Origin of the sequence: Hyphomicrobium sp. ghe19 (assembly GCF_902712875.1) — a bacterium.
Taxonomy (GTDB): Bacteria; Pseudomonadota; Alphaproteobacteria; order Rhizobiales; family Hyphomicrobiaceae; genus Hyphomicrobium_B.
In genome coordinates, this window is the sequence record NZ_LR743509.1 from 2,197,518 (window position 1) to 2,211,772 (window position 14,255).

General features: G+C 61.2%; 17 protein-coding genes. 4 read left to right on the forward strand and 13 right to left on the reverse strand.

What is annotated here, in order from left to right; all coding sequences use genetic code 11:
* Position 1: 1 nt before the first annotated feature.
* A complete protein-coding gene (locus AACL53_RS10490; RefSeq protein WP_339084458.1) occupies positions 2-709 on the reverse strand; it encodes a DUF2750 domain-containing protein in 708 nt (235 codons plus the stop codon).
* A 212-nt stretch (positions 710-921) separates the two neighbouring features.
* Here AACL53_RS10490 and AACL53_RS10495 point away from each other — a divergent pair, with 212 nt between their 5' ends.
* Positions 922-2,220, forward strand: coding sequence for a hemolysin family protein (locus tag AACL53_RS10495; RefSeq protein WP_339084459.1), 1,299 nt, complete (start codon positions 922-924; stop codon positions 2,218-2,220).
* Here the strand turns inward: AACL53_RS10495 and AACL53_RS10500 are convergent.
* The 4 genes from AACL53_RS10500 to AACL53_RS10515 are packed head-to-tail and all read right to left on the reverse strand — an operon-like array spanning position 2,217 to position 4,747.
* On the reverse strand, positions 2,217-3,014 hold the full coding sequence (locus AACL53_RS10500; protein ID WP_339084460.1) for an ATP12 family chaperone protein: 798 nt from the start codon (positions 3,012-3,014) through the stop codon (positions 2,217-2,219). The two genes, AACL53_RS10495 and AACL53_RS10500, sit on opposite strands and share 4 nt — an antisense overlap.
* On the reverse strand, positions 3,011-3,691 hold the full coding sequence (locus tag AACL53_RS10505) for an HAD-IA family hydrolase (protein ID WP_339084461.1): 681 nt from the start codon (positions 3,689-3,691) through the stop codon (positions 3,011-3,013). The genes AACL53_RS10500 and AACL53_RS10505 overlap by 4 nt, the downstream gene beginning before the upstream one ends.
* A 37-nt stretch (positions 3,692-3,728) precedes the next feature.
* On the reverse strand, positions 3,729-4,037 hold the full coding sequence (locus AACL53_RS10510; RefSeq protein WP_339084463.1) for a DUF1272 domain-containing protein: 309 nt from the start codon (positions 4,035-4,037) through the stop codon (positions 3,729-3,731).
* A gap of 11 nt (positions 4,038-4,048) precedes the next feature.
* Positions 4,049-4,747 carry a helix-turn-helix domain-containing protein gene (locus tag AACL53_RS10515; protein WP_339084464.1) on the reverse strand — a complete coding sequence of 233 codons (699 nt, stop codon included), beginning with the start codon at positions 4,745-4,747 and terminating at the stop codon, positions 4,049-4,051.
* Positions 4,748-4,936: 189 nt separating this feature from the next.
* Between AACL53_RS10515 and AACL53_RS10520 the strand changes: the two genes are divergently transcribed.
* On the forward strand, positions 4,937-5,152 hold the full coding sequence (locus AACL53_RS10520; protein WP_339084465.1) for a 4-oxalocrotonate tautomerase family protein: 216 nt from the start codon (positions 4,937-4,939) through the stop codon (positions 5,150-5,152).
* 63 nt (positions 5,153-5,215) lie between these two features.
* On the opposite strand, the gene AACL53_RS10525 is transcribed toward AACL53_RS10520, so the two are convergent.
* Positions 5,216-6,193 (reverse strand): RluA family pseudouridine synthase, encoded by a 978-nt coding sequence (locus tag AACL53_RS10525; protein ID WP_339084467.1) that lies wholly within the window; start codon positions 6,191-6,193, stop codon positions 5,216-5,218.
* Positions 6,194-6,413: 220 nt separating this feature from the next.
* On the opposite strand from AACL53_RS10525, the gene crcB reads away from it, so the two are divergent.
* On the forward strand, positions 6,414-6,812 hold the full coding sequence (gene crcB / locus AACL53_RS10530) for a fluoride efflux transporter CrcB (protein WP_291166437.1): 399 nt from the start codon (positions 6,414-6,416) through the stop codon (positions 6,810-6,812).
* 2 nt (positions 6,813-6,814) lie between these two features.
* On the forward strand, positions 6,815-7,159 hold the full coding sequence (locus AACL53_RS10535; RefSeq protein ID WP_339084468.1) for a DUF190 domain-containing protein: 345 nt from the start codon (positions 6,815-6,817) through the stop codon (positions 7,157-7,159).
* A gap of 72 nt (positions 7,160-7,231) precedes the next feature.
* Here AACL53_RS10535 and AACL53_RS10540 read toward each other — a convergent pair whose 3' ends face one another.
* The 7 genes from AACL53_RS10540 to AACL53_RS10570 form a co-directional block, all read right to left on the reverse strand.
* On the reverse strand, positions 7,232-7,939 hold the full coding sequence (locus tag AACL53_RS10540) for a VIT family protein (protein WP_339084469.1): 708 nt from the start codon (positions 7,937-7,939) through the stop codon (positions 7,232-7,234).
* Positions 7,940-7,960: 21 nt separating this feature from the next.
* Positions 7,961-8,608, reverse strand: coding sequence for a ParB-like protein (locus tag AACL53_RS10545; RefSeq protein WP_339084470.1), 648 nt, complete (start codon positions 8,606-8,608; stop codon positions 7,961-7,963).
* A 165-nt stretch (positions 8,609-8,773) separates the two neighbouring features.
* The gene (locus AACL53_RS10550) at positions 8,774-10,087 is read right to left on the reverse strand and encodes a replication-associated recombination protein A (RefSeq protein ID WP_339084471.1); all 1,314 of its coding nucleotides are present in this window, start codon (positions 10,085-10,087) and stop codon (positions 8,774-8,776) included.
* Positions 10,088-10,177: 90 nt separating this feature from the next.
* Positions 10,178-10,720, reverse strand: a complete 543-nt coding sequence (locus AACL53_RS10555; protein WP_339084472.1) for an AAA family ATPase — start codon at positions 10,718-10,720, stop codon at positions 10,178-10,180.
* Between the two features lie 50 nt (positions 10,721-10,770).
* A complete protein-coding gene (locus tag AACL53_RS10560) occupies positions 10,771-11,424 on the reverse strand; it encodes a cadherin-like domain-containing protein (protein ID WP_339084473.1) in 654 nt (217 codons plus the stop codon).
* A gap of 156 nt (positions 11,425-11,580) precedes the next feature.
* Positions 11,581-13,014, reverse strand: coding sequence for a Do family serine endopeptidase (locus AACL53_RS10565; RefSeq protein ID WP_339084474.1), 1,434 nt, complete (start codon positions 13,012-13,014; stop codon positions 11,581-11,583).
* 94 nt (positions 13,015-13,108) lie between these two features.
* Positions 13,109-14,137: an NAD-dependent epimerase/dehydratase family protein gene (locus tag AACL53_RS10570; RefSeq protein WP_339084475.1), complete on the reverse strand. Its 1,029-nt coding sequence runs from the start codon at positions 14,135-14,137 to the stop codon at positions 13,109-13,111.
* Between the last annotated feature and the right edge of the window lie 118 nt (positions 14,138-14,255).

Sequence of the window (14,255 nt, forward strand, 5' to 3'; positions counted from 1 at the left end):
ATCAGCCGTTTTTCAAGGGTGTGGGGCCGGGTTCACTGGCGAGACGGCTGGCAAGATCGGCAATCTTTACCTCAACGAAGCCCGCGCCTCGGATCGGCTCAATCACGATCGCATGCCCTCGCCCGGCAGCCCAAGCCAGCGTCGAGCCCACGAAGTCGGCTATCGGATCGGCGATGACGCGCTTCCCGGCCAGCTTTTTCATGTGAGCTTCTGCGTCGGAGCGGCTGGAGAAGATGTGCAACCGCTCGGCCGACCGGGGCTTCTCCGTGCCCGGCGTCAACAGGGGGCTGTCCTCGCCCCCAACGTAATAGACCTCGCCTTTTTGACGGACGGCGGCAGCGTAGAGAGGGACGGCCTCCAATTTCAGCCGGATAATGAGGTCTCGCGGATCGATCTCGGCCTCGATCGGGTCGGAGACCCAATCGGTCCCGACGAAGCCTTTAGCCGTCGCGATACCCGGCAGAATGTCGGTCACGAAGACTTCGAGCGTGATGTCCTGAAGCTTGCTGTTGCCGGCCAGCGCCTCGGCCCAGCGCTCGGCTTCGATGGGGCTCGACCAGAAGAGCTGGACCGTGCGCCCCGAAACTTTCTGCGACGGAACGGAAGCATTCTCCTCATCGGCGAGCGTTAGCACGCGGCCCTCGCCCACCGCCCGGCGGATGAACCGGTCGCGTTGCGCTAGCTCTGGAATGCGCGGCGCATTGAGCATGGGTATCGGTTCCGTCGACCCGAATCAGTGTGGAAATGTTGGCGCGAAATGCGCGTTAAGAGCAAGCCGGTCTCGCGTGCAACTCGCCGATTGCCAAACCGTGGGCAACCAACGGCGAGCCGTCCGCCCTTGATTTGTCGTCCGCGAACCCATAAATAGCTTCCTCCAACAACTTGGAGTGGCTTGGACGCGATCCGTCAGCCGAGATTCGCGTGACCGAACTACTCATTGTCCTGGGCCTCATTCTTCTCAACGGCCTTTTTGCGCTTTCCGAGCTGGCAGTCGTTTCCGCCCGGCGTCCGCGCCTCCAGGCAATGGCCAACGCAGGCCAGCGCGGCGCTCACAGCGCCCTGGCGCTGTCTGCCGATCCCGGACGCTTCCTGTCCGCAGTTCAAATCGGGATCACCCTGATCGGCATCATCAACGGTGCTTATTCCGGCGAGACGTTCGGCGAATACGCATCGGAGTACCTGCAAGATCTCGGATTTAGCCGAGCGGTGGCCGATCCGGTGGGATTTGGCGTCGTTATCGCGGTCATCACCTATCTTTCGGTTATCGCCGGCGAACTGGTGCCGAAGACTTTGGCGCTCCGCAATTCCGAAGGCATCGCCTGCGCAGTCGCGCCCATCATGACGGCGTTCGCCAGTGCCGCGGGACCGGTGGTTTGGCTGCTCGACAGGTCGACCCAACTGGTCTTTCGCGCTTTGGGACTTTCGCGAGAAAGAGAAAGCCGGGTCACCGACGAAGAGATCAAGACTTTGATCTCCGAGGCCGAAACCGCTGGCGTGCTGGAGAGCGGCGAAGGCGAACTCATCTCGGGCGTCATGCGCTTGGCTGACAGGGCCGTCATCGGCCTCATGACGCCGCGTACGGACGTCGACTGGATCGACATCCACTCGTCCGAAGCCGACATGAAAGAGCGGCTGATTTCAACGCCGCACTCGCGTTTGCCAGCGGGCGAAGGCTCGACCGACAAATTGATCGGCGTGGTGCAGACGCGCGAACTGCTCGCCGGACTTCTTGCGGGTAAGCCGTTCGAGGTCGCCGCTTACATCCGCAAAGCGCCGATGATTCCTGAGACGACGTCGGCGCTCGATGTTTTATCGGTGCTGCGGGGTGCGGAAGTACCGATGGCGCTGATCCACGATGAGTATGGGGAATTCGAAGGCCTGGTGACACCAGCCGACATTCTGGAAGCGATCGCGGGCGTATTCAAATCCGACACCGAAGGTTACGAGCCGCATGCCGTCGAGCGCGACGACGGTTCCTGGCTCTTGTCCGGATCCATGCCAGTCGACGAAATGGCCGATAAGATCGGTATTGAGCTTCCGGAAAGCCGTTCGTACGAGACTGTCGCCGGGTTTGTGCTGGCGAAACTGCAGCACATACCGAAGACCGGCGAACACGTCGATATCAGCGGATGGCGCTTCGAGGTTGTCGATCTCGACGGCAGACGCATAGACAAGGTGCTGGCGAGCCGCTTGACACAATTGCGCCGCCGCGCGCCCTAGGACGTCGAAGCCGTCAGCTCCAGAAAACGGATTGCGGAATCGAATTCGGCTCTGCGTCCACAGCGCCTTGCGGCGGCTTCAGCATCCTCGCCCCAAACCGAGATCTGGTAGTCTTCATCGACGTGCGCGGCTTTCCACGCGGCGTCGGGGCTCAGCCACTGCCGGAACACGGCCAGCGTTATCAATGCCGATCCGGTCAACGTCGTCAGCACATGAAGCGCCGTCAACCGGAACGCGTCGTGCGGTAAAGCCTTCGAGAATGCCGCGAGCGAAGCTTCGGGCTGGGCAACATGAACGACGCCCGCAACGACCTCGAAATGCGCCGGAAGCGTCGTGTTCGCCCAGGCGACGATCGGGTCCCAATGCTCGGATTGGCTTTCGACAAGTTTCGGAGGCATCGTTGCCCGGTAACAGACGAGATCGCTTCCCGCATAAGCGGTGATGTCGGTTGCAACCGCTTCGATCGTGTCGGCGACCGCATCGATTGCCGTATTGGCGAAGCGCGTCAGCGGCATCTTTGCCGGATCGATGACGTCGGCCTGTTCCCGCCATTCGACGGCGATGGCTTCGGCCAGCGCTCGCGTTGGAAGGGCGAGCTGCCGCTTCTTCGGCGTTTTGATCGCGCGGCCATCCAGAAGAACCTGAAACGGCGCAACGTCCCCGACGCTCACGTCTTTATAGAAGCGCTTCGGGAGCGGCTTCTTGAGACTATCGGTGATGGCACCGCGGGGGCTGCCCGAAGGGCGATCCGCGCCGGTGGCCTCAGCATCACCCTTGCCGTTCCCGGTGCTCATGCTTCGCAACTTTCTGTCGCCAATACGTGTTCGATTGCGGCGGGCAGATCCTCGAAGCGTTCGATGATCTCATGCGCACCTGCTTCCGTCAGCATGGCGACTTCGTGATAGCCCCACGCGACGCCGATAGCCGCGACTCCCGCGGCGCGTGCCATCTCGATGTCGTAAGTCGTGTCGCCGATCATAACGGTGAGATCCGGCGTCGTGCCGGTTTCAGTCATGGCGCGCAGCAGCATCGATGGATGCGGCTTCGAGGGATGATCGTCCGCTGTCTGAATGGTCGAGAAGCTCTCGTGCCAGCCTTCGCGACTGAACAGCCGGTCGACGCCACGGCGCGACTTGCCGGTCGCTATCCCCAAAAGGTGATCGTCGCGCAATGCAAGATGCGCGATCGTTTCCTTGGCGAGCGGGAACAGGATCTCGGTTTCCGACGGATCGTGCTTCAAATCGCGGAAGGCCGACTTGTAGCGCTCGGCGAGTTCGGTTCGCGTCGCGCGGTCGTGATCGGGCGCAAGGGCTGCAAACGCTTCGGGTAGCGATAAGCCGACGACCGAGAGCGTGGCGGCACGCGACGGGGCGACCAAACCCAGCGATGAGAAGGCGTGATCCATCGACAGCACGATGCCAGCCTGGCTATCGACGATCGTGCCGTCGCAATCGAAAACAATGAGCTTCATGGGGGGTATTTAGCGACGCGGGGGCCACTGTGCAACGTCAGCGATCTTCGGGCGGTATATCCCTGATTTTGGCCAAGAATTTCGCATGTGCGGCGACGTCCACGGGCTTGTGCTTAATGACGGTGCTGGCCGGGTCCTTGCCGAGATAATTGTCGGCCCGCCAGTTCACGGATGGACGGATCGGCCGGGGCGTAAAGCCGCCTCCGCAATTCGGACATACATTTTCGAGGACACTGTCCACGCACTCCGCGCAGAACGTGCATTCGTAGGAGCAAATCCGCGCTTCCGTCGCCTCGGGCGGCAGTGCTCGGTCGCAATGCTCACAAGTTGGTCTGAGTTCCAGCATCCGGCCGCCTCCTACGCGACCAGCTTGCCAATCTTGGCGAACGTGCTGAGGCACATCCAAGACTCTAAGCTGGCCTCGAGCTGCTTACTTCCTGTGACGACGAGCTTATTCGCCTCTCGAGCCTTGCCGAACGTCGTATAACCCATCCAGACCTCGGTCATCGTCCTCAGATCGGTCGACAGGTAAAGATCGACGTCGAAACCCGGATCGACCCAGCACAAATCGACAGGCTTTCCCGGCTCGACGATCAGCCACCAATTTCGTTGCGCCTCGCGTTGATCTTTGAACATGACCTGGATCGTGCTTCGCCGGCGCGGCATGGGCTTGGGATCGATGCGGCGGCGCATATCCCACATCAGAAGATTGGGATCGAGATTGGCCAATGACGTTTCGGTCTCGATCCACCTCTGCCCCCAAGCGCCAACGGCTTCGATGACAGGCCGCAGATCGCTTCCCGCTTTGGTCAAGCGGTACTCGAACGTCTCCGGCTCGCCCGGCACTTGAACGCGCGACACGATACCCGCGGCTTCGAGGTCTTTCAGGCGCTTCGAGAGAAGTGCAGGCGACATCCTTGGCACGCCGCGCCGCAACTCGTTGAAGCGCGTCGACCCGACGACAAGCTCGCGAACGAGAACAAGTGTCCAGCGGGAGCCAAGGATCTCCGCTGCCATCGCAACAGGGCAGAACTGATTATAGCTCGTCTCGGCCATGGGTCGCTCCCTGACGCAGGTTCGGCGCCAAATTACGCGAGGTGTACCTGCCACGCCAGTTCAGGATCTGTACTGGGGCGATTCCGTTCGTGAACTAGCCGCTTCGTCAGTGCACGTGGAATGTTCGGTCACGCGGCGGGGGAAATCCCCTAAGCGCCGCCTTAAGCGAACATTCGAAAAGGAACCATTATGCCACTCGTCGACATCCAGCTTATCGAAGGCGTCTTCGACAAGAGCCAGAAGCAGGCCATGATCAAGAAAATCACTGATGCGATGGTCGAAATCGAAGGTGAAGCCATGCGCGGGGTGACCTGGGTGCGCGTGCACGAGGTCGCAAGCGGAAACTGGGGCATCGGCGGCAAGGGTCTGACAACGGCCGACGTGAAAGCTCTCCAGGCTCAATAGAGATGACGGCGTCGAGGCTCCAGGCAGCAAACCAAGCGTCCGGAGCCTCGCATGCTTTTCGATTTACTCGAACTTCTGCGCGTCGAACCCGAGAAGGTCCCACGTCCGCTGCATATGCTCGGGCAGAGGCGCGGTGACATCGATCGTTCCGCCTCTCGGATGCGGAATGACGAGACGGCGGGCATGCAGGTGAAGTTTCTTATCCATATTTTCCGCCGGCATATCCACGTCGCCTTCGTACTTGTTGTCGCCGACGATCGGATGGCCGATGAGATGCATATGCGCACGCAATTGATGTTGTCGGCCCGTCACGGGCTTCAGCGAAACCCAGGATGCTTTCCGCGCGGCGCGATCGATGACCGAATAGTGCGTCGTCGCGTGCATCGCGACGTCCTGCTCACCGGGGCGGGCCTTGCGAACCTTGTCGCCGTCGGGGCCTGAGGCCTTCACCAGCGCGGCTTCGATTTTTCCCTGCGGCGGCTTCGGCACGCCCTTCACGAGCGCCCAATACGTTTTCGCTGCGGAGCGCGTCTGGAACGTGCGCCCGAGCTTCGCTGCGATGTCGCGCGATTTCGCAACGAGCAGCACACCCGTCGTATCGCGGTCGAGGCGATGCACGAGGCGCGGGCGTTCACCGCCGAAACGGTCCGCCATGCCTTCGAGCATCCCGTCGATGTGCTTCTTCGTGCCGGTGCCGCCCTGCACGGCCAAGCCGAACACCTTGTTGAGGACGAGCACGTGCTCGTCCTCGAAGATGATCATTTTCTCGATCAGGTCGCGATCGCCCTTGGAGACGCCGGGCGGCGCCTGCAATCCGGGTGCCGCTTTCTTGGGTTGGCGGACGATGGCGGGCACGCGGACTTCAGATCCGGAGCGCACGCGGTCGTTGGCTTGGGCGCGCTTGGAATCGATGCGAATTTGGCCGGAGCGCAAAAGCTTTTGCAGATACGTGTAGCCGACTTCCGGGAAATGGACACGGAACCAGCGGTCGAGGCGCATATCGTCCTCGCCCTCGCCAACTTTGATTGTTTCGACACTCATGAATAAGGGAGAGCCCTGATTTTATCCGGAGGTCAAGGGTCACGTTGTCAGGACTGACTTGCCGATCGCCAGCTGTGGCCTTAGGCAGCACCATCCGGCAGATTTGACTTCGACCGTCTACTCTGACTTTTGTTATCTTCTTTCCGATCGCCACTCCGTTAACGACGCGGCACCTTAACCCCGCGGCTAAGGGAAATGTCAGCTCCAAATCGGTTCGATCATGCAAAACTACATATGGATCGCCATCGGCAGCGCCATCGGCGGGGTGGGACGCTACTGGCTCTCGGGCGTGATCGCGGTCCTTGCCGGCGAAACCTTTCCTTTGGGCACGCTGATCGTCAATATTACCGGCTCCATCGCCATCGGATTTATCGCGACGCTGACTGGGCCTGATGGACGCCTGTTCGTATCCAGCACCACGCGTCAATTCATGATGATCGGGCTTTGCGGCGGCTACACGACATTCTCCTCGTTCAGCCTGCAAACGCTCAATCTGATGAATGACGGGCAGTGGCTATATGCTGCTCTCAATATTGGCGCGTCGGTTTTCCTCTGCCTTGTCGGGGTTTGGCTGGGGCACGTCGCCGCCGTTCACGTCAATTCGCTGAAATGGGTGTGACCATGCAGATCCCCCGCGATGCCGTGCTGCTCAGGATTTTTTTCGGCGAGGACGACAAGGCCGGTCGCCAGCCCCTTTACGAAGCCATCGTCCTCAAGGCGCGCGAGATGCATCTTGCCGGAGCGACCGTCTTGAGGGGGCCCATGGGCTTCGGCAAATCGAGCCGGCTGCACACGACGAAAGTGCTGCGTTTGTCGGAAGACTTGCCGATCATCATAGAGATCGTGGACTCCAAGGAGAAGATCGACGCGTTTCTGCCGGAGCTCGAGAAACTGATGGGAAGCGGTCTCGTCACGCTCGAGAACGTCAAGGTGCTGCGCTATGGCGACGGCGGACCGGCTGCATAGTCAAATACGGCGCCGCCCCATCACGAATGCGCCCCGAGAGGTGGCGGGGAATTCGAGTGCAGCCGGAGAAGTTTAAACCGCATACCCGGAAAGATGGCCGATGGCTGCGGTCAGGGCCATCGCCAGGGCGCCCCAAAAGGTAACCCGGGCGGTTGCACGCCAAACATTTGCCCCGCCGATGCGGGCTCCGACCACGCCCAGCGCCGCAAGGCATATGAGCGAGGCGACGGTTACGATCAACGTCACGCGGCCGCCGGATGCCGCAATTGCGGCCAGCAGCGGCACCGAAGCGCCAACAGAGAATGACGCCGCCGAGGCAAGGGCAGCCGTGATCGGGCGGGCGATCGTCATTTCTGAAATACCAAGCTCCTCGCGCGCATGGGTGCCGAGGGCATCGTGCGCCATGAGCTGTTTGGCAACCTGACGCGCCAGCGCCGGCTCGACGCCGCGTTTTGCGTAGATATCCGCGAGTTCTTGCAGTTCGAACTCAGGCTGTTCGACAAGCTCTTTGCGTTCGCGCGCGAGGTCGGCTCCTTCGGCATCGGCCTGTGAGCTGACGGATACGTACTCGCCCGCGGCCATCGAGAGAGCGCCCGCGACGAGCCCGGCGATGCCCGCAATTACAATCGCCTTGGGCGAGGAATCGGCCGCCGCGACGCCAGCTATCAAGCTTGCGGTCGAGAGGATGCCGTCGTTCGCACCGAGCACGGCCGCGCGAAGCCAGTTCATTCGTTCAACGACGTGCTGTTCGGCTACGGCCACGGCTTGCTTCGCTTCCATTTCCAAGTCCATGGTTTTGGACTACGCGCGCGCGTGGGGGCCGCACCATCCCGGCAGATAACCGGCATCGGGACTCTTCGCGAATTCGAGGGATTTCTGCAATGCCGTTTCGAAATCGTCTTTGGCTGTCTTGGCGTCGACCCGGCGGCGCAACGCGTCGGCCCAGAGAAATTCGCTGAAGGGCGTCGTGTCCTTGGCGTATCCGCCCGCGAACCGCAGCTCGCCCGCCAAACTGCGATAGGGATCGTCCACGAGATCGGCAATACTTTTGGGCAAAGCCGTGCGGGGCTGGCGCTGTCCCTCCGCATCGAAGGGATGCATCCAGCCGCGATTGTCCATGAACGTCCAGAACTCATCCTTGTCGAGTGCGCGGAGATCGGCGACCGGCGAGATGAGAATCTGCTCGACCTTTTCTTCGTACAGCGCACGCGCAAGATGGTGATGATCGATCACGTAATAGCGGCCTTTGGGGCCGCGCACGACAGGGATCATGTGACGGCCGAGGAATTGACCCGACTTGGTCGGCGCGAGGCCACGCCAGTCCTGACGTTTTTGCTCCACCTCTCGCATACCGACGGTCATTTGCGTTGGCCGAAGTTCCGAGATTGCAACGGCGTGAAGAGCGGGGGTCGGCGATTGAGACGCGGTCGTTGAATCATCTTGAGCCATCTTGACCATCCAGAAGTGGAGCATCGACGGGAGGAGTATTCTATGAAATTCGCAGGCTTATATCGCCAGCCCTTCGCTTGTAGCGGAATTCGACCGCTTACGGACTTACCAAAACTTAAAAATCGACTTGGATCCCTGGGCCCAGCGCTTCATCGGGTTTTGTAATTATTTGTTCCGTTCTGCTCTCAGCTTCGCCCAGTAGTCGAGACGCTTCTTGATCTCGCGCTCAAAACCGCGTTCGGGCGGATCGTAATACTGCGGGCGCTTCCGGAACTCGTCAGGAAAATAGTTCTGGCCCGAGAAGGCGTCCGGCTGATCGTGATCGTAAAGGTAGTCGGAGCCATAGCCCTCCTCCTCCATCAGCTTCGTCGGTGCGTTGAGTATCGTCTTCGGCGGCGCCAGCGAGCCGTGCTCCTTCGCCGCCCGCATCGCAGCTTTGAAGGCGACATAGTTTGCGTTCGATTTCGGCGCCGTCGCTACGTAGATGACAGCTTCGGCCAATGCCAACTCGCCCTCCGGGCTGCCGAGAAAATCGAAAGCGTCCTTCGCGGCGTTGCAGACGACGAGCGCCTGCGGATCTGCAAGGCCGATGTCTTCGACCGCCATGCGCACCAAGCGGCGAGCGAGAAAGAGACGGTCTTCGCCGCCATCGAGCATACGGCAGAAATAGTAGAGGGCCGCGTCGGGATCTGATCCGCGTACGGCCTTATGCAAAGCCGAGATCAGATTGTAGTGGCCTTCGCGCGACTTATCGTAAAGCGGCGCGCGGCGTTGCACGAGCTTGACCAAGGCTTCGCGGTCGAGCGGTTTGCCCTTCGCCGGTGCGGCGGCGAACACGTCCTCGACGAGATTGAGAATGGCGCGGCCATCGCCATCGGCCATCCCCTTCAGCGCACTGCGGGCGTCGTCGTTCAGAGGAAGCGGACGGCCAACTTCTGTCTCGGCGCGAGACAGGATCGTCTCGAGGTTCGCATCATCGAGCCTGTTCAGCACCAGGACGTTGGCGCGCGACAGAACGGCGGCGTTGAGTTCGAACGACGGGTTCTCAGTCGTTGCGCCGACGAGCGTGATCGTCCCGTCTTCCATGTACGGCAGGAAGCTGTCCTGCTGCGATCGGTTGAAGCGATGGATCTCGTCGATGAAGAGCAGCGTGCCCTTGCCCTGTTCGCGCATCATCTTGGCGCGCTCGAAGGCTTTGCGAAGATCGGCGACGCCTGAAAAGATCGCGGAAAGCTGCTCGAATGCCAGCTTTGTTTCATTCGCGAGAAGGCGTGCGATCGTCGTCTTGCCGGAGCCCGGCGGTCCCCAGAAAACAAGGCTCGGGACGCGGCCGCTTTTCAGCATGCGCGTCAGCGTGCCGTCGGGCCCGACGATGTGGTCCTGACCGACGACCTCGGCGAGCGTTTTCGGGCGCAGACGGTCCGCAAGCGGACGCGGCGCGCTTTTTTCAAGTCCTGCAGCTTCGAAGAGATTGGCCATGCGGGGTTTATATATGTCCCCCGGGCCGCCGTCCAAATGGCAAAGCTGTCGCTTCCACCCTTCTTACGGGCCCTGAGGGAGTGTCCGAATTCAGGCGAATGCCGTTCCCAGTTCGGCCAAGACAAGGTTCGCCCGCCTCTCGACGCTTATCTTCGGAAGTACAACCACTCGATAGCCTAACGCCGGATATATTCGCTCAAGCCGCTCGTACTCGGATATCGCAGCGTTCAAATCATGCTTGCGCTCGGAGTCAGGAACGTAAATTTCGGGCCACGGCGGCGTGAGGAAGACTGTCGGATTATAGCGGTGCTGCCTGCCGAGCCGTTCCAGCACGGGCTCTCCCGTTGCGTGCTCCAACGCAGCGGCGGCGTCCACAAGGCTGCGGTCAAAGAACACGCAACCCGGCAGGTCTGCGGCCGCGTTACGATCCTCGATGGAGACATCGATCGCGCGCCGCGCGAATGCTGCGAGGTCGACCCAAGGGAGCGCTCGTCCACCGTTGTCGATTTCGGCTTTGATCACGCGCCTGCCCGGTTCATCGACAGTGCTGTAACCTCGCCGCCGAAGCTCTGCGAGGAGCGTCGACTTTCCCCCGCCGGAGCAGCCCGACAGAACGACATATCTCGCGCTCATCACGTGCTCGTTCGGAAAGTCAGTTGGTCTAGCCCGAGGTCGCGTACAGGCTAGGTCCGGATCGCGACGTTCACGGTCTTTGCGGGGCCGGAGCTGGCGCCGGAGAGGTCCGTTACCTGGACGTTGAACCGGGCTTTTTGAGCATCCGAGCCGTCGTGCGCGAAGTAGACGACGCCCTTCTCCAGGTCGGCCTGGGAGAAGGAGCTGACCGGAAGCTTCGGGTTGCTCGAAAGCGCCAGATAGCCGCCGGCGGCGTTCGAGATTTGAAAATGCAGATCTTCGGGTTTGTCGTCCGGATCGAGGGCATTGAGGTCGGCCGTCGTGATGCGGACCACGCCGCCCTTCGGAACGGTGAGATCCAGGTCGCCGCCGATCGTCGGGGGAATGTTGCGCACGTGTGCGGATAGCTCGCCGCCCTCTTCCATCGACAGGCGGCCGTATTTAATTTTTCCGGCAGCGTGGCCGGTGCTCTTGATCTGGATGAGTTGCTGAACCCGCACATCGCCTTGGATGTGCCCGCGGATCTCGGCGGTGTCGGAATTGACGGTTCCGAAGAGCTGACCGCCTTCCTGGACAACGACTTCGGAGGCGGAAACCTTGCCCTCGACGTAGCCCCAGATTTCGACTTTCTGGCCGCCGCTCTTGACCTCGCCCTTGAGGACGGCGCCCTCGCCGATTATCAGCACACCACGACTATCGGCCATCGGCGAACCCCCGTTACGCAAACTATCCTTTATCGCGGCATCGCCGCCCGGGCACCGTCGGTCATGAATTTGTCAGCTTATCGACGGAGCGATCCGTCGATAAGCCACACGGTTAACGGCACCTTGTCGTGAAGAGAGTTCAGTTCGGCACTTGTTTCAGCCGGGCACTTGGAGCTGCAGCACGCGCTCGCCGCGTTTGACCGAGATTTGCCAAAGCCGTTTGCGCGTCGAGAGGGCCTTTTCCGCTTCGTCGACGTTGGCGATCTGGTCGGCGCCGATTGCGGCGATGATATCGCCCGGCTTGAAGCCGAACGTCTGGGCGGTGGATCCATCGCGCACGGAGGTGACGACAACACCTTCCGACTGGTCGAGCCCAAGTTCATCGGCGACCGATGGGAGGATATTCGAGATTCTCGCGCCATCGAGCGGATGATTGCCCGACAGGTTTTTCGCGTCGTCCTTGCCGGGCTTCGGCGCGCCGACGAGCGGCAGATTGACATCGACCGGCTTGTTGCTGCGCAGGACGGTCAGGCGGGCGCTCTGGCCAATGCCTTTCGTGGTCAGCCGATAATAGACGCCACGCGCGTCGACCACTTCGACGCCGTCAACGGCAGTGATGACGTCGCCCGCTTCCAGGCCGGCGTCGGCTGCAGGGCCTTTGTCGTAAAGGCGGGTTACGACGGCGCCGGAAACGCGGTTGAGGCCGAGGCCTTGGGCGATGTCGTGGGACATGGCTTCGAGCTTCGCGCCGATCCAAGGTCTTTCGACTTTCCGGCCTCCGGCTGCGCTGTCCGCGTAGAGGCGCACCAGGTTCGACGGGATCGCGAAGCCGATGCCGACGGAGCCGCCCGATTGCGAATAGATCATCGTATTGATGCCGACGAGGCGGCCCGACATATCAACGAGCGCTCCGCCCGAGTTGCCGGGGTTGATGGCGGCGTCGGTCTGAATAAAGACTTGGCTGTCGGATTGTCCAACCTCCGTGCGCGACAACGCCGAGACGATGCCGCTCGTCACGGTCTGGCCGACGCCGAAGGGGTTGCCGATCGCCAGCACGAGATCGCCGACCTCGAGGCTGTCGGAATCGTCGAAGCGAAGATAGGGGAAGCTTCCTTCAGCGCCGTCGATCTTCAGGACGGCAATGTCGGCTTTCTCGTCTTGAGCGATGACCTTTGCATCGAACTCGCGCTTGTCTGCCAATGCGACGCGGATTGCCGTATCGCCGCCGCCCTTGATCACGTGGGTATTGGTTACGATCAGGCCCTCGGGACTGACGATGACGCCGGAGCCCAGAGAACTCATCACCCTTTCCGACGGACGGCCGAGCGCCCTGCCGAAGAACTGACGGAAAAAGGGATCGTTGGCGAACGGGGAGTCGAACGTCTGGACGCGAGTTCGGACATAGACGTTGACGACTGCGGGCGCCGCTTTTTTCACGATCGGTGAAAACGAATACTGCGCGGCTTCGCGCGAGGGCGGCGGCAGTTTCTCCTGGGCAAACGAGACCTCAGCCGGACTGAAGAGCTTCGGCGCAACGCTCAGGCCCAAGACGGCGGCGGCGCAAACCAGAACGAGGTTTTTCATGGTCATCGATGAGTTCTTCCAGGTGGGAATCGTGGTGGTCAAATATCGTGCGGCCCTGATCTAGTGCAATCAGCCGGGAGAAATATGTCCACGAGCCCGGCTAGATCAACCTGAGCTCTCGTAATGATCGGATCGCGGCCGTTGCGGCCTCGTCAGCAGGCCGCAGGTCGAGGCCAAGCCCCTTCCTTGCATTCTCGTTGCTGTAAGCCTTTTGCTCGCCGAGCTCGGGAAGAACTGTTCGCATCCTTTTGTCGACGGTTGAAAGGGCCCGCACGGCGAAATCTGGAAGCTCGAACTTCGGGACCTTGGAGGTGAGATCCGGCAACTCGCGCGCCACGATCCGGCCAAGCCCGTAGAGGCTCATCTGCCCTTCTCCGATCAGATAGCGGTTGCCCTCCGCTTCCGGCGTCAGTGCACCTTTGATGTGCGCTGCGGCCACATCCCGCACGTCGGCAACCGGGAAACTGATCTTCGGAACGGCCGGATAGAGACCCCGCGCCATGATGCGATAAAGCTCATGCGACGTCGAAAGATCGCCGTCGAGTGCGGGCCCCTGAACGAAGCTCGGATTGATGACGACGAGGCCGGGAGCGCCAGGCTCCGACTCGGTAAAATCCCAAGCCGCTTTTTCGGCGATCGTTTTCGACTTTATGTAGGGCGTGAGATCGCGGCGCGTTTCGTCCGTAACGTCGGCTTCCGAATAGATGTGCCCCTTGGGAACATCACTCGGATAGAAGATCGCAACCGTCGAAGAAGTCAGAACCACACGCCGGACGGCACCTCGCGTCGCGGCCTTCAACACGCGCAAGGTTCCATCGACTGCCGGGCGGATCACCTCTTCCGGATCGCTCGGCTGGGCGATCGGAAACGGCGACGCGGTATGAACGACGATTTCGCTGCCGGCGACGGCTTCGTCCCAGCCGCCGTCACCCGAAAGATCGGCAACGATAAATGACACCTTCTCGGGGTCGCAGCCGAGCTTTGCCACCGCGCGACGGACTTCGTCCGCCTTATCCATGCTCCGAAGCGTTCCCCGAACCGCGAAGCCGCGCCGCAGGAATTCGGCGATCGTATATTTGGCAATGAGGCCGCTTGCGCCGGTGACGACGACCGGAGGATTTGCTGCCATGCCGCAAGACACCTATCGGCCGCCGGTGCGCCCCGTGCGCTCCGATCTATCGAATAATGTTGCAGAATGTGCCCGAATGGCAAGCGCAACAAAATGGCCGCGGAACCTCGGTTTCAGG

Coding starts and splice junctions, on each gene's coding strand:
- AACL53_RS10545 (WP_339084470.1), bottom strand. CDS start 8,608: ATGGCTCAAGATGATTCAACGACCGCGTCTCAATCGCCGACCCCCGCT.
- AACL53_RS10555 (WP_339084472.1), bottom strand. CDS start 10,720: ATGAGCGCGAGATATGTCGTTCTGTCGGGCTGCTCCGGCGGGGGAAAG.
- AACL53_RS10570 (WP_339084475.1), bottom strand. CDS start 14,137: ATGGCAGCAAATCCTCCGGTCGTCGTCACCGGCGCAAGCGGCCTCATT.
- AACL53_RS10510 (WP_339084463.1), bottom strand. CDS start 4,037: ATGCTGGAACTCAGACCAACTTGTGAGCATTGCGACCGAGCACTGCCG.
- AACL53_RS10505 (WP_339084461.1), bottom strand. CDS start 3,691: ATGAAGCTCATTGTTTTCGATTGCGACGGCACGATCGTCGATAGCCAG.
- AACL53_RS10535 (WP_339084468.1), top strand. CDS start 6,815: ATGCAGATCCCCCGCGATGCCGTGCTGCTCAGGATTTTTTTCGGCGAG.
- crcB (WP_291166437.1), top strand. CDS start 6,414: ATGCAAAACTACATATGGATCGCCATCGGCAGCGCCATCGGCGGGGTG.
- AACL53_RS10490 (WP_339084458.1), bottom strand. CDS start 709: ATGCTCAATGCGCCGCGCATTCCAGAGCTAGCGCAACGCGACCGGTTC.
- AACL53_RS10520 (WP_339084465.1), top strand. CDS start 4,937: ATGCCACTCGTCGACATCCAGCTTATCGAAGGCGTCTTCGACAAGAGC.
- AACL53_RS10525 (WP_339084467.1), bottom strand. CDS start 6,193: ATGAGTGTCGAAACAATCAAAGTTGGCGAGGGCGAGGACGATATGCGC.
- AACL53_RS10560 (WP_339084473.1), bottom strand. CDS start 11,424: ATGGCCGATAGTCGTGGTGTGCTGATAATCGGCGAGGGCGCCGTCCTC.
- AACL53_RS10550 (WP_339084471.1), bottom strand. CDS start 10,087: ATGGCCAATCTCTTCGAAGCTGCAGGACTTGAAAAAAGCGCGCCGCGT.
- AACL53_RS10515 (WP_339084464.1), bottom strand. CDS start 4,747: ATGGCCGAGACGAGCTATAATCAGTTCTGCCCTGTTGCGATGGCAGCG.
- AACL53_RS10565 (WP_339084474.1), bottom strand. CDS start 13,014: ATGACCATGAAAAACCTCGTTCTGGTTTGCGCCGCCGCCGTCTTGGGC.
- AACL53_RS10500 (WP_339084460.1), bottom strand. CDS start 3,014: ATGAGCACCGGGAACGGCAAGGGTGATGCTGAGGCCACCGGCGCGGAT.
- AACL53_RS10540 (WP_339084469.1), bottom strand. CDS start 7,939: ATGGAAGCGAAGCAAGCCGTGGCCGTAGCCGAACAGCACGTCGTTGAA.